Genomic DNA, 14,141 nt, shown 5'->3' with positions numbered 1-14,141 from the left:
GTCCGCTCTTGGCGGGGATTGACCTCTTCAGGTGACTCCACGGGCACGTACTGTCATGCATCCGGAACGGAGAAGTGGGACACGTTGGGGCGCACACCTGAGCAGTTGGGGGCCTGGCTACGCGAGCGGCGGACGCGACTGGGCCTGAGCCAGCCCCGACTCGCCGAACTCGCGGGGGTGAGTGTCCGCGCCATCCGCGAGATCGAGCACGGCCGGGCACGGTCATCGCACAGCCCCACCGTCCTCAGGCTGCTCGCGGCCCTCGGGTCCGACGGTGAACCGGGGCCCCTGGACTCGCCACCGTTCCAGCTCGGCATCCTCGGCCCACTCACCCTCATGGTGACCGGCAGGCACACCCCGCCCGGCGCCGCGAAACAGAGCACCCTGCTGGCCCTCCTCGGCCTCCACCCCGGCGCCCCCGTGTCCCTGGACGAGATCGTCGACATCCTGTGGGACGACCGGCCGCCCGCCAGCTCCCTGAACATGGTCCACACCTACGTGGCCCGGCTGCGCAGACTGCTCGCCGCGGCGGTCCGCCCCGGGGACTCCGCGGGCGGCCCGCTGCTCCGCACCCGCACCGGTTATGCGCTGGACCTGGACGAACACCGGTCGGACGCGGCCCGGTTCGCCGTCCTGGCCGTGCTCCCCGAGGGCACGGACGAGGCGTACGCCCAGGCCGAGGCGGCGTTACGGCTGTGGCGCGGGGCCGTCCTCCAGGACATGCCGTCGCGGCTGCGCGAACACCCCTCCGCCGTCACCCTCACCCGGCTGCGGCTGTCGGTGCTCCAGGCGTACGCCGACAGCGCCCTCGCCGCCGGGACGACGGACAACGCCGTAGGCGAACTGCGCAGGGCCGCCGACCTGGAGCCCCTGCACGAAGGGGTCCACGCCCGGCTGATGCTCGCGCTCGCCGCGTCCGGCGAGCAGGCCGCCGCCCTCGGCCTCTACACGGCCCTGCGTGACCGCCTCGACGACCAGCTCGGCGTCCGCCCCGGCCCCGAACTGACCGACGCCCACCTGCGCGTCCTGCGTATGGACCTCCCGCACACCGCCACCACCCGAGCGCTCGCCGCCCCCGCCCCCGCACCCGTGCCCGCGCTGCTGCCGTACGACGCCGCGTACTTCACCGGCCGTACCGACCAACTCGCCCGCCTCGACGCCCTGCTCGACGGGGCCGGGCCCGAACCCGGCCGGGGCGGAGGCGTGTTGTGCGCCCTCACCGGTGTCGCCGGGGCGGGCAAGACCGCCCTGGCCGTGCACTGGGCGCACCGGGTGCGTGACCGCTTCCCCGACGGGCAGCTCTTCGTGGATCTGCGCGGCCACGCCCAGGGCGCCCCGCTGCGCCCCGTCGAGGCGCTGGCCCGGTTCCTGCTCGCGCTGGGCGTGGCCCCGGAACGGGTCCCCGGCTCACCCGAGGCCGCCGCCGACCTGTACCGCACCCTGGCCGCCGGACGGCGGATGCTGGTCGTCCTCGACAACGCCGCCGACCCGGACCAGATCAGGCCCCTGCTGCCCGGCGGCCCCGGCTGTCTGGTCCTGGTCACCAGCCGCGACCGGCTCGCCGGGCTCGCCGCCCGCGACGGGGCCCGCCGGATCGCGCTGGACGTGCTCAGCGCCGAGGAGTCCCGGCTGCTGCTGGTGCGCACCCTCGGCCGGGCCCGCGTCGACGCCGACCCGCGCGCCGCCGCCGACCTGGCCCGCGCCTGCGGACACCTCCCGCTGGCCCTGCGGATCACCGCCGCCAACCTCGACCACACCCCCGTCCGCACCCTGCGCGAACAGGCCGACGAACTGGGAGAGGGCGACCGGCTCACTGCGCTGTCGGTCACCGGAGACCGGTCCACCGCCGTACGGGCCGCCTTCGACCACTCGTACTACGCCCTCGACGCCCCGGTGCGGTGGATGTTCCGCGTCCTGGCCCTGCTGCCCGGCCCCGAGACCGGGCTGCGGGCCGCCGCCGTCGTCGCGGGCACCACGCCCGAAGAGGCCGCCGCGCTGCTGGACCGGCTCACCGCCGCCCACCTGCTGCGCGAACACCGGCCCGGCCGGTACCGCTGCCACGACCTCGTCGCGCTGTACGCCGCCGAACGGCTGCGCGCCACGGAGAGCGAGCCCGACCGCCGGGCCGCCCGGAGACGGCTGTACGACTGGCTGGTGGCGGTGGTGGACCGCTGCGCCCAGCTGCTCTACCCGGGGCAGCAGCGCCTGCTGCCCCGGGGAGAGGGCGGCGGCCCCGACGCCGCGGTGGCCTCGGCGGAGATTCCCGACGCGCGGGCGGCGATCCGCTGGCTGGACACCGAACTGGCCAACGTCGCCGCGGCCGTCCGGCAGGCGGCCGTCGAGAACCATCCGGCGGCCTGGCTGCTCCCCGACGCCCTGCGCGGCTACACCTGGACCCGCAAACTCGCCGTCGACTGGACCGCCCTGGGCGAGGCCGCGCTCTCTGCCGCGCGTGCCGCCGGACAACCCCTGGCCCAGGGCACCGCGCACAACATCCTCGGCATCGCGTACATCCAACAAGGCCGCCCCGAAGCGGCGATCGCCCACTTCGAGCAGATGCTCGCGCTCGCCGAGGCCGTCGGCGCGCCGGCGGTCGCCGCCACCGCGCACACCAATCTCAGCATGGTGACCCGGATCAGCGGCCGGCTGCGGCGCAGCGCGGAGCATCTGGAGCGGGCCATGGAGATCGACCGGCGCAACGGCCTGCCGGACGGGCATCCGGTCGTCCTGGCCGGCCTCTCCCATGTGCTGCGCGACCTGGGGCGGCTGTCCGAGTCGCTCGACCACATGGTCAGGGCCGACACCCTGGCGCGGTCCCGGGACTCCCGGCACAACCAGATCCACCGGCAGGCCGCCCTCGGACAGCTCCTGAACCTCCTCGGCGACCGCCACCGGGCGGCGGCCCACCTCGACGCCGCCCTGTCGATGGCCCGGGAGAGCGCGGACGTGGGCAGCGAGGCGCACGTACTGCGCCTGCGGGCCTCGGCCCACCGCGACACCGGCGACCTCGCCCGCGCCCTCGAACTCGCCACGGCCGCCACCGAGTTGAGTGACCAGGACGTCGACGACTACTTCCGCGCGGCGGCCCGGGTCACGCTCGGCTCCGTCCTGCTCGCTCTCGGCCGAAACGGCGAGGCCGCGCACGTCTACCGAGAGGCGCTCAAACAGGCCCGCGACCGGGGCGCGTACGACCTGGAGGCGCGCGCCCTGCTGGGCCTCGCCTCCGTGCCGGACCCCGCCGACCGGCAGCAGGCCGAGCGCGCCCTGGCCCTCGCCCGCCGCACGGAGTACGTCCTCGTGGAGGGCGAGGCCCTGCTCGTCCTGGCCCGCGCCGCACTCCAGCGCGGCGAACCGGCGGTCGCCGCCGCCCACGCCCACGAGGCCCTCGCCCTGCACCGCACCGCCGGCCACCGCAAGGGCGAGGCCCAGGCCCTCGACCTCCTCGAACGGGCCGTCGACGCGACGCGCGAGGGAGCCGGCGGGACCGACGCGGAGCCGGCCCCTACTCCACCACCGGCACCGCCACCGCCACCGGCACCGGCTGCCGTGCCGCCTGCGACCGCCGGTACCGGTGGAGCTGCCACGCCGTGTACACCATGACGGGGACGACGACGGTGGGCACCAGCCACCACGGGAGGCCGAGCCAGACGAACGGCAGCCCCACCCCGCAGCAGACGGTGAGCAGCGTGAAGAACAGGGGTCTGCCGTACCGGGCCCAGGTGCGGTGCTCGTGACCACGGGGGCCGGTCAGCCGCATCCCGCCGAGCCAGCACCCCAGGGCCGCCAGCAGACCCGCGAACGTGCCGATCGCGGCCGTCATCTGGTACTCGTCACGAGGTTCCTCGGAGGTACCCTGCCGCACGTCCCCCCGGCCGAGCGCCATGACGTCCCCGCGCCAGACGGTGCCGGTGACGCGGTCACCCGGCCGCAGCCGCTCCAGCAGCGGGTCGGGGCCGCCGAACTCCACGACGCCGTTCCAGTGGGGTGCCCCGGACAGCGTCGCCCGGTAACCGCCGCTTCTGCTCCGCGTGTTCTTGGTGCTGTCGACGGTGAAGGTGGCCGTCCGCAGACAGTCCTCCCACTCCGCCGCCGGGGCCCCGCCGGCGCACGGCTCGGCCCTCCCGTACTCCACGTACCGGTCCATGTCCCCGGGCAGCCACACGGCGAACACCCAGATACAGGCCAGCAACGGGAGCAGGGACAGCGTGAGCAGCGACGCGCCGATTCTCATGGCCACAGCTTCACTCGATGACGACCGGGCAGACAACGGGGCCGACAGGCAGCCATGCTCCGCGCCCCGCTGCCGGAACCGGGCAGCGAGGCGCGGGGCCAGGGGGCCACGACGTCTGGGGCTACAACGTCCAGGGCTCCGACGTGCGGGGCTACGACGTCACTGTCAGCAGGTCCCGCTGGTCCTTCGGCAGTTCGACCCGGTCCGCGTACAGCAGCGCGTGCCCCGGATCGAAGACCAGGGCCACCTCGCCCGCGAGGCCGCCGCCCGCGCTGAGCACCTGCACCACCTGGTCCCCGAGGCGGACGTCGTACTCGTAGCGGGAGCCGACGTAGGAGCTGGTGATGACCTGGGTGTCGAGCCTGTTCACACCCGCCGGGGTCTCGGCGGAGGCGACGACCTCCAGGCGCTCGGGGCGGACGGCGACCGTGACGGAGTCGCCGGTCGGCACGCGTGCCTCGCTGTCGACCCGGACGATCTCGCCGCTCGCGTCGAGGAGCACGCTGTGCCGGGTGCCGTCCACGCTCACCACCTTGCCGGTGAGGAAGTTGCAGCGGCCGACGAACGCGGCCACCGCCGGTGCCGCGGGCTTCTCGTAGATCTCGTGCGGGGTGCCGATCTGGATCATGTTGCCGCCCTCCATCACGGCGATCCGGTCGCTGAGCGCGAGCGCCTCGTCCTGGTCGTGGGTGACGTAGACGGTGGTGATGCCCAGCTCCTCCTGGAGCCGCTTCAGCCAGGCGCGGGCCTGCTCGCGGAGTTTCGCGTCCAGGTTGGAGAGCGGCTCGTCGAGGAGCAGGACACTCGGCGAGTACACCAACGCCCGTGCCAGCGCGACGCGTTGCTGCTGGCCGCCGGAGAGCTGATGCGGGTAGCGGCCGCTGAGCGCGGCCAGCCCCACCTTGTCCAGCGCGTCGTGGATCAGCGTCTTCTGCTTCTCCTTGGGCACCTTGCGGATGTTGAGGGGGAGGGCCAGGTTCTTCGCGATGGTCATGTGCGGCCACAGAGCGTACGACTGGAAGACCATGCCGAGGTTGCGCTCCTCGGGAGGAAGGAAGACCCCCGCGCCCGCGTCCACGAAGGGTCTGCCGCCCACCGCGATCGAGCCCTCCGTCGGCTGCTCCAGACCCGCGATGCAGTTCAGCGTCGTCGACTTGCCGCAGCCGCTCGCGCCGAGCAGCGTGAAGAACTCGCCGTCCTTGATGGTGAAGGTGACGTCCCGCAGGACGGAGTTGTCGCCGAAGGTCTTGGCGAGGTTCTTGACGGTCACCTCAGGCATGGTGCTTTCCCTTCATGAGCAGTCCCGCGAGTGCGACGAAGACCGCGGTGATGCCGATCTGGAGGGTGGCCAGCGCGGCGACGGATCCGGCCCTGCCCTGCGTCCAGAGACTGAGCATGGTGGTGCCGAGGATGTTGTTGTCGGCCGAGGAGAGGAAGACGGCCGGGGAGTACTCCTTGAGCATGATCACGAAGGTGAGGATCAGCGCGCCCGCGAACGCCGGTGTGATCAGGGCCCGCAGAACCCGGAAGAAGGTCATCAGCCAGTCGGCGCCGGAGACCCGGGCCGCGTTGTCCAGCTCCCCGCCGATCTGCATGATCGCCGGCGCCACCGAGCCGAACGCACTGGGCAGGGCCCGCATCCCGAAGGCGATGATGACGGCGTAGATCGTGCCCTGGAGCACCGAGCCCATGCCGAAGGGCGCGAGCGCGAAGGCCCAGAAGAAGCCGATACCGATGATGATGCCGGGCAGCGACTGCGGGATCAGGGCCAGATACTCCACCGCCCGGCCGAAGCGGAACGTCGACCGCCGGGCCACCATCACCGCGAACACGGCCAGCGCGGACACGACGACCGAGCCGACCCCGGCCACGATCATGCTGTTGTACAGCGACTGCACATAGTTGTCGGAGTCGAAGACGATCTCGTAGTTCTTGGTCGTCACCGTCCTGAACGGCGACTGGAGTGGTGTGAACACGAGCGTGAAGGACCGCATCACCAGGCCCGCGATCGGGATCAGGGCGCCGACGATCACGTAGAACCAGATGCACGCGATGCTGACCCACTTCAGCCAGCCCAGGTCCAGCTTGCGCGGACGGGTCACCTTGCCGCGCACGGACACGAACCGGGCCGCGTCCTTCAGCAGCTTCGCCTGCACGGCGACCAGGCTCAGCGTGACGACGAGGATGACCGTGGAGGCCGCGCCCAGCATCGTGTAGTCGGGGTCCACCGACTGAAGTCCGTTGTGGTACAGGAAAGTCGAGAAGACGTCGATGCTGACGGGCTGGCCGTACAGCAGCGGCACGCTCAGCGTCTCGATCGACACGGAGAAGACGAGAATCGCGCTGTAGACGATCGGCGGGCGCAGCAGCGGCACGATCACCTGGGCGAGGATGCGGAAGGGACCGGCCCCGCAGACCTGCGCGGCCGATTCGAGCGAGGCGTCCGACTGCCGCAGGGCGTTGGCGCAGAAGACGTACGCGATCGGGGCGAGCGCCACGGCCTCCGTGAGCGCCATGCCGGGGATCGAGTACAGGTTCCACGGCACCGAGCCGAAGAGCTGCTGCACCTTGACGCTGACGAACCCGGCCGGGCCGTACATGATGATCCAGCCGAAGCCCAGGATCAGCGACGAGATGAAGAACGGCCACTGCATGGCGAGGGCGATCAGCCGCCCGCCGGGCAGTTTGGTCCGGACGACCACGATGGCCATCGGGATCGCGATCGCGAGACTGAGGACCGTGGTCAGCGAGGCGAACAGCAGGGTGTTCAGGGCGACTTCACCGAAGCCGGCCTTGGTGAAGAGGTCGGTGTAGCCGCTGAGGGTGAACGCCCCGCCCGCCTCGTAGAGCGGGCGGTTGCGGATGCTCTGGTAGAGGGTCGGGACGATCGGGGCCAGCACCAGGACGGCGAGGAACGCCAGGACGCCGTACTGGACGACCGTGTCCCGTCCGATGCCGAAGGGGCGGCGGTAGCGCGGGGGCCGGAACGTCTCCGCCGGTGACTCGTCCGCGGGTGTGCGGGGTGGCTGGGTGAGGGTTGACATCTGGGCTGACTCCGATCGGTCCTTGAAAGCTGCCTGCCTGCGGAGTCCGGCTACTTACGGAGTCCGTCGAAGCGCTCCAGCCAGGCCGCGGAGTCGTCCTTGGAGACCGGCTCGTACTTGACGTGGATGATGTTCTCCTCGCCGACCGCGTCCACGACCTCCTGGTAGGTGTGCAGGCCCTCGCCCTTCACCCCGTCGCGGTACGAGGCCAGACCGCCCTCGGCGACCGCGCGCTGACCCTCCTCGGAGAGGGCGAAGTCCATGAAGAGCTTCGAGGTCGCCGGGTGCGGCGCTTCGGCGGCGATCCCCATGCCGCGCGGCAGCACGACCGTGCCGTCCTTCGGGAAGACGATCTTCACAAGACCCGCGCTGTCCTCGACCACCGGGTAGGCGGGGGACGCGCTGATCAGGAATCCGGCCGTGTACTCACCGGCGACGATCTTCTCCAGCTGCGTGCCGGAGGAGGTCTCCGGGCGGGTCAGCGGCAGGATCTTCTTCAGGTCGTCCCACGCCTCCGGGTTGCCCTCGGTGAGCGCCCGCGTGACGGTGAAGCCGAACGAGCCCTCCGGGTCGCGGACCGTCACCTTGTTCTTGAACTTGGCCTCGTCCCCCGTCACGATCTTCGCGAAGTCCGTCAGCGTGGTCGGCGGGGTCTCCATCAGCGACGTGTTGTACGCGATCGTCATCGGGTCCTGCGACAGCGAGTACACGCTCGGCAGCAGCTCCGCGCTCGCGCCCAGCTCCTCCAGCTCGGGCGACTTGTACGTGAGGACCGTGCCCTTGCGGGCCGAGAAGTCCGACCACGCGGTCGCCGCGCTGGAGATCAGCACATCCGCCGGGGAGGAACCGGCCGCGTTCTCCGAGAGGGTCTTCTGGAACAGCTCGTCGCTGTCCAGCTCGTTGACGGAGACCGTCTTGATGAAGTCGTACTTCTTCTTGAAGTCCCGGACGATCGGCGCCATGTTCTCGTCACCGAGGTTGGAGTAGACGGTGAGCTTGCCGCCCTCCTTCTCCGCCGCCGCGATCAGGTCCGCGTAGTCCGCCGGGTAGTAGTCCGGCACCTGGCCCGCCGCGATCTTGTTCTCCGCCACCTTCGGCGCGTCGCCGTCACCGCCGCCGCAGGCGGCCAGGCTGCCGAGGGCGAGCGTCGCGGCGCACGCGGTGACGACGATGCGTCGGGTGCTGGGCTGGCTGGATCTGGCCATGGTTCTCCTCCTGGCGCGTGCCTTCTGGCAGCTGTTGCCGGGAGGTTAGGGACCCTGGTCAGGCCGGTAAATCCCTCACCCGTCAGAGCTCTTACTGCTCGTATTGGTCGTTGAGTTAGTGACGCGAGTCACCCTCACCGAGCAGGGGTGACTGGCCGGGAATGATCGCCCTTGAGATGGGCCGTGAGCTGCTGCAGCCGTGCCCAGGCCCCGGGGTCCGCGCCGTCCCCGAGGGGGTAGTGCAGGGCCGGACGGGACGCCGGGCCGAGGTGGCGGGCGCGGACCTCCACCGGGGGCCGGCGGGCGTGGTCCAGGCCGATGGCGTGGACGTCCTCCGGGCCGAGCGTGAAGGCGTACGGGAGCGGCGGGCCCTCCAGCCGGGGCGCGGTCGTCAGATCGGCGCGGGCCACGCGCACCGAGGTCAGCATGGTCCGCAGCCCGTGCTCCCGCACCAGGGTGTCGGCCAGCGCCTCGATCCGGTCCAGCGGCGGCTCCTCACCGGCCGCGTACCCGAGCGTGAGGACCGCGTCCTCCTCCACGCCCTTCGTCGTCCGGGTCACCCGGACCGTGGCCATGGCCGGTCGCTCCGGGGCGCCCACCACGACCACCTGCGAGGGCTCGGGCGCCCGCTCCCGCGCCAGGTCCGTCAACTGCCGCAGCGACCAGGGGAGGTTGACCGGCTCCGCCGTGCCCCAGCCCACCGGCGCCGCACCCGTCAGCGCCCGCCAGGCCGCCTCCAGGGCCCCGCCGAGCAGCAGCCGCTCGTCGGCCCTGTGCACGGTCCGCAGGGCGACGATCAGCTGCCGCCCGGGAGCGTCCCCGTCCGTCGGGCGGGTGAACGCGCCGGCCACCGTCGCCGTCCCGTCCTCGGCGAGCGCGGGGGTGAACGCGCCGTCCCGCCAGCGCAGCACCGCCCCCGACACCCCGTCGTAGTACCCGCACTCCGGGTCCTGGACCACCCACCGGTTGGGGACGCGCGCGAGCGTCGCACGGGCGGCCGGGGTCAGCCGCACCCCGGCCGGGGTGACGATCTGCAGCGACCGCCGGGACACCACCGCCGTCCGCATGATCTCCGCGAGCCAGCTGGTCAGCGCCACCACCGGCCGGTCGACGAGGACGACCGCCGCGTTCTCGGTCACCACGTCCACGGCGGGCTGCGCCGACCCCGCCGACGGCACGGCCGACACATCGACGACCTTCGTGCCCGCCGCCCCGGGCGGCCAGGTCGAGCCGCCCAGCAGCGCGTTGAGCCGCCCGCACACCACCCCCGCGAGCCGCTCCGCCTCCGGCACCGCCGTGGACGCCCGCGCCTCCGTCCACCAGAACGGGGCCTCCATGGCCTGCCCGAGCAGCCGCTCCGCCTCACCGGGCACCTGCACCAGCACCGGCGACTCCACGGACACCAGCGGACGCCCGCCGGGCCCGTGCAACTGGACCACCGCGCCCTCGGCCGCCGCCGACAGATCCAGCTCCGAACCTCCGGCGTACAGGCTCGTCATGAGCGCCCAGACATCGGGCATCCTCGGGGTCAGGGCGATGACGTCCTTGGTCACGGGCGGTCGCCCTCCTCGCTGTCGGGGCCACTGCCGGGTCGGCCGTCGAGGCCGCCGTCGAGGGCCGTCTGGATCAACTGGTGGGCGCGGCCCCGGCGGACCAGCGTGCCCCGCCCGGCCGGCTGCGCCGAGGCGTACAGACCGGGGAAGAGCTGGCCCTCGCTCCGCTCACCGGTCATCAGCAGCGCCGCCGTACCGGTCTCGCGCAGGGTCTGCAGCAGCGGCTCGTACATCGCCCGGGAGGAGCCCGCGACCCGGCGCGTGATCACGAAGTGCAGCCCGATGTCCTGCGCCGACGAGACGTACGGCAGGAACGGCGACAGCGGCTGCTGTCCGGCGGTGGTCAGGATGTCGTAGTCGTCGACCAGGATCACGATCCGCGGCCCCTCGAACGCGGGCTCGTCGGTGAGCGCGTCCGGGTCGGCGCTCTCCGGCATCCGCTTCTCCAGCTCGCCGGCGATCCCCGTCGCCAGCCCCGCCGCGAGCTTCGCGTTGTGCGCGTACCCGCCCCGGTACGGCTCCGGGATCACTCCGCGCAGCCCGCGCCGGGGGTCGAAGACGCCGAAGACCAGCTCCTCGTCCGAGTACCGCTCCACGAGCCGCGCCGCGACCAGCTTCAGCAGGTTCGTCTTGCCGCACTCGTTGTCGCCGAGGATCAGCAGATGCTGGTCCTGGCCGAACAGGTCGAGCAGGGCGGGCGCCAGCGCGTCCTGGTCCACCCCTATCGGCACCCGGTGCGGCTCGGCGACCACCGACGGCAGCCGCGCGGACGGCAGCCGGGTCGGCAACACCCTTACGGGCGCGGCCAGTTCACCGTGCCAGGTGGACCGTATCGTCCGGGCCGCGTCCTCCAGCGCCGGACCGAGATCACCCGTCGCCGGCCGTCCGTCGAGCCGGGGGAGGGCCGCCTGCGCGAACAGCTTGCCGTCGGTCAGCACCCGGCCCGGGGTGTCGGGCGACAGCGTCTCGGAGAGCTTGCGGTCCACGCTCGAATCACTCGGGTCGTTCAGCCGCAGCTCCACCCGTGTCCCGAACATCGACTGCGTCGCGATCCGTACGTCGTTCCAGCGCAGCATGCCGCCGACGACATGGATGCCGTACCCGCCGCCGCGCTTCAGCAGATCCACGACCGTGTCGTCCAGCTCGGCGAACTCGTCGCGCAGCGCCCCGAAGCCGTCGATCAGCAGCACGATGTCGGTCGAGCCCAGCTCCCGCAGCCCGCCCTGCGCGCGCAGCCGCCGCAGCTGGTCCACCGAGTCGATGCCGTGCTCGCGGAACAGCTCCTCCCGCTCGACCAGCATCGTCCGCACCTCGGCGACCGTCCGCGCGGCCCGTTCCCGGTCGGCCCGCCCCGCGATCCCGCCGACGTGCGGCAGCCCGGAGAGGGCCGAGAGGCCGCCACCGACCAGGTCGAGCCCGTAGATCGCGACCTCGGCGGGGGTGTGCGTGGTGGCCAGCGACAGCGCGAGCGTCCGCAGCAGGGTCGTCTTGCCGGACTGCGGGCCGCCGATCACCGCCGCGTGCCCGCCCGCGACCGTCAGATCCAGCACCCAGTGCCCCTGCCACTGCTTCGCCGGATCGTCCAGCACCCCGAGGGGCACCCGCATCGGGCCCTCTGCGGCTTTCCCGGAGGCCAGTCGCAGCCCCCGCTCGTCCACCCGGACGGGCCCGGCCGCCGCGTCCAGGGTGATCGCGTCCGGCAGCGGCGGCAGCCAGATCCGGCGCACCGGCCGCGCGGCGGAGGCCAGTTGGTCCACCATCACCGACATCACCGTCGGCCCGGTCTCCCGCTTGGTCGCCTTGGGCCCCTCCGGGGCCGCTCCCGCGCCGCTCCCGCCACCGGACGCGCCGAGCGTGTTGTACGTCGGATACGTCCAGGCGAGCGGCGTGTCGTCCGCCTCCACGGTCAGCGCCGGACCCCGGTACGCGCCCGACACGTACCCCGCCTTGAACCGCTCGTACGTCGAGGTGTCCACCTTCAGATAGCCGAAGCCCGGCAGCGGCGGCAGATGGAAGGCGTCGGTGGTGTCGAGCACGGTCCGCGACTCGTCGGCGGAGAAGGTGCGCAGCCCCAGCCGGTACGACAGATAGGTGTCCAGCCCCTTGAGCTTGCCGCCCTCGATGCGCTGGCTGGAGAGCAGCAGATGCACGCCGATGGACCGGCCGATACGCCCGATGGAGAGGAAGAGATCGATGAAGTCCGGCTTGGCAGTGAGGAGTTCACCGAACTCGTCGATCACGACGAAGAGATGCGGGAGCGGTTCGAGATCGGGCCGCCGGGTGGCGCGCAGGGCCGCGTAGTGCCCGATGTCGGCCACGTTCCCCGCGTCCTTGAGCACCTGCTGCCGCCGCTTGACCTCGCCCGCGAGGCTGGAGTGGACCCGCTCGACCAGCCCGGCCTGGTTCTCCAGGTTGGTGATCACACCGGCCACATGCGGGAGTCCGGTGAACGGGGCGAAGGTCGCGCCGCCCTTGTAGTCGACCAGGACGAGCGCCAGATCCTCGGGGGAGTGGGTGGCGGCGAGCGCCAGCACCAGGGTGCGCAGCAACTCGCTCTTGCCGGAACCGGTCGCGCCGACGCACAGCCCGTGCGGGCCCATGCCCAGCTCGGAGGACTCCTTGAGGTCGAGGAGGACCGGCTCATGACGGTCCGTCAGGCCGATGGGCACACGCAGGAACTCCCGCTCACCGCGCGGCGCCCACAGATCGGCCAGATTCAGCACGGCCGGGTCGTCGATCCCGAGGAGGCCCGGGAAGTCCACGGGCCCGGTGACCGGGGTGCCCTCGGCGGCCGACTCGGCGGACAGCCGCAGCGGCGCCAGCAGCCGGGCGAGGCCCTCGGCACCGGCGGCGGTGACCTGGTCGGAGGTGCCGTGCGCGGCGGCGGCCACGAGGGGTTCGGGTGTCGCCAGGGGGTCCGGCGCGCGGAGATCCTCCACCACCACCTGATCGCCCCGCACGGTGATCCGCACCGCCACCTGATCGGGCTCGTGCACCTGCTCCTCCAGCAGATGCAGCACGGTGACGCCCATGTCCGCGAGCCCCACCGCCGTGTCCGGACGCGGCAGTTCGACGGCCGTGTCCCCGTACTCGTCGCTCACGACCAGCATCCGCGACGCCAGCCGCAGCGCCTTGCGGTCGGCGAGCCCGCGGCGCACCTCCGCCGCGTACGACGCCCGCCGGCCCAGCTCGTGCCGGAAGTGCCGGGCCAGCTGCGGCAGTCCCGGCGCGATCCGGCGGGCCGCCACCGGACCGTCGTGCTCCTGCGCGTCCAGCACATGGGGCAGCCACTTGGCCCACTCCCAGTCCGCCAGCCGCTCGCCCGGCACCCCGAGCGCCACGGCCACGTCGTCCGGCGCGTGCGCCACGGCGACCTGCACCAGGAGCGCGCGGGCCACCCGCAGCACGCCCTCCCGGTCACCGACCACGCTGACATTGCCCGCGCGGTCCAACGGCACGGTGATCGGGCAGCCGCCCGCGACCGAGTACCGCGCCAGCAGCGCCCGCGCCTCGTTCAGCATGAACGGGTCCGGCGGGGTCAGCACCCCGCCCTGGTTCTGCCCGATGGCCAGATGCGCCACGGGTACGTCACCGGTGCCGACCCGCACCCGCAGGAAGTCCGCGTCCTGCCGCCGCCGCTCCCAGAGCCGGGCCGGGTCGCGCACCAGGTCGTACAGCGCCTCCGGGGGCGGGTTCAGCACCCGCGCGAGCGCCCGCCGGTCCCGCTCCTCCGCCCCGAACTCCTCGCGCAGCTCCTCCAGATACTCCAGATACCGCTCCCGCTGCGTACGCCGGGTGCGCTGGGCCTTGCCGCGCTGGGAGAGGAAGAGCGCGACCGCGCCGAGCAGCGCGAAGACCAGCACCATCGCGCCGAGCGCCGCGAACTGGCTGTTGCGGATCACGGTCATCATCACGACCGAGCCCATGACACCCGCCATCGGCAGCAGCGCCGTCGCCGCCGTCCCCGCCTTGCCCTCCGGGAGGTTGGGCGGCGGCTCGATCGTCCGGGCACCGGCGGCCCCGAGCGGCCGGCTGCTCCGGGCGGGCCGGTGGATCACCTGCTGGGTCACGACCGGACCCCTTCTTCCTCATGTCCTGCCGTACGACG

At 72.7% G+C, this 14,141-nt stretch carries 7 protein-coding genes; 1 reads left to right on the top strand and 6 read right to left on the bottom strand.

The window, feature by feature from the left end:
• Positions 1–84 precede the first annotated feature (84 nt).
• Entirely contained in the window at positions 85–3,600 is a 3,516-nt protein-coding gene (locus J8M51_RS04330) for a BTAD domain-containing putative transcriptional regulator (protein ID WP_086760205.1), read from the top strand.
• Here J8M51_RS04330 and J8M51_RS04325 read toward each other — a convergent pair.
• The 6 genes from J8M51_RS04325 to eccCa form a co-directional block, all read right to left on the bottom strand.
• Positions 3,503–4,231 carry a hypothetical protein gene (locus tag J8M51_RS04325; RefSeq protein WP_256965809.1) on the bottom strand — a complete coding sequence of 243 codons (729 nt, stop codon included), beginning with the start codon at positions 4,229–4,231 and terminating at the stop codon, positions 3,503–3,505. The genes J8M51_RS04330 and J8M51_RS04325 overlap by 98 nt on opposite strands.
• 151 nt (positions 4,232–4,382) lie before the next feature.
• Positions 4,383–5,510 (bottom strand): ABC transporter ATP-binding protein, encoded by a 1,128-nt coding sequence (locus J8M51_RS04320; RefSeq protein ID WP_086760207.1) that lies wholly within the window; start codon positions 5,508–5,510, stop codon positions 4,383–4,385.
• Complete coding sequence (locus tag J8M51_RS04315) at positions 5,503–7,275, bottom strand: ABC transporter permease (protein WP_086760209.1); 1,773 nt, start codon at positions 7,273–7,275, stop codon at positions 5,503–5,505. Before J8M51_RS04315 ends, J8M51_RS04320 begins: the two co-directional genes overlap by 8 nt.
• 50 nt (positions 7,276–7,325) lie before the next feature.
• Positions 7,326–8,480 carry an ABC transporter substrate-binding protein gene (locus J8M51_RS04310; protein ID WP_086760212.1) on the bottom strand — a complete coding sequence of 385 codons (1,155 nt, stop codon included), beginning with the start codon at positions 8,478–8,480 and terminating at the stop codon, positions 7,326–7,328.
• A gap of 134 nt (positions 8,481–8,614) precedes the next feature.
• Positions 8,615–10,033 (bottom strand): DUF6177 family protein, encoded by a 1,419-nt coding sequence (locus J8M51_RS04305; protein ID WP_086760214.1) that lies wholly within the window; start codon positions 10,031–10,033, stop codon positions 8,615–8,617.
• A complete protein-coding gene (gene eccCa, locus J8M51_RS04300; RefSeq protein ID WP_256965813.1) occupies positions 10,030–14,103 on the bottom strand; it encodes a type VII secretion protein EccCa in 4,074 nt (1,357 codons plus the stop codon). Before eccCa ends, J8M51_RS04305 begins: the two co-directional genes overlap by 4 nt.
• Between the last annotated feature and the right edge of the window lie 38 nt (positions 14,104–14,141).

Source organism: Streptomyces griseiscabiei, assembly GCF_020010925.1.
Lineage (GTDB): Bacteria > Actinomycetota > Actinomycetes > Streptomycetales > Streptomycetaceae > Streptomyces > Streptomyces griseiscabiei.
The sequence above is the reverse complement of the archived record's forward strand: the minus strand, read 5'-3'. Positions and strand labels throughout refer to the sequence as shown.

Excerpts from the sequence above, each read along its gene's own strand:
- J8M51_RS04325 (WP_256965809.1), bottom strand. The coding sequence starts at position 4,231 with ATGAGAATCGGCGCGTCGCTGCTCACGCTGTCCCTGCTCCCGTTGCTG.
- J8M51_RS04320 (WP_086760207.1), bottom strand. The coding sequence starts at position 5,510 with ATGCCTGAGGTGACCGTCAAGAACCTCGCCAAGACCTTCGGCGACAAC.
- J8M51_RS04315 (WP_086760209.1), bottom strand. The coding sequence starts at position 7,275 with ATGTCAACCCTCACCCAGCCACCCCGCACACCCGCGGACGAGTCACCG.
- J8M51_RS04310 (WP_086760212.1), bottom strand. The coding sequence starts at position 8,480 with ATGGCCAGATCCAGCCAGCCCAGCACCCGACGCATCGTCGTCACCGCG.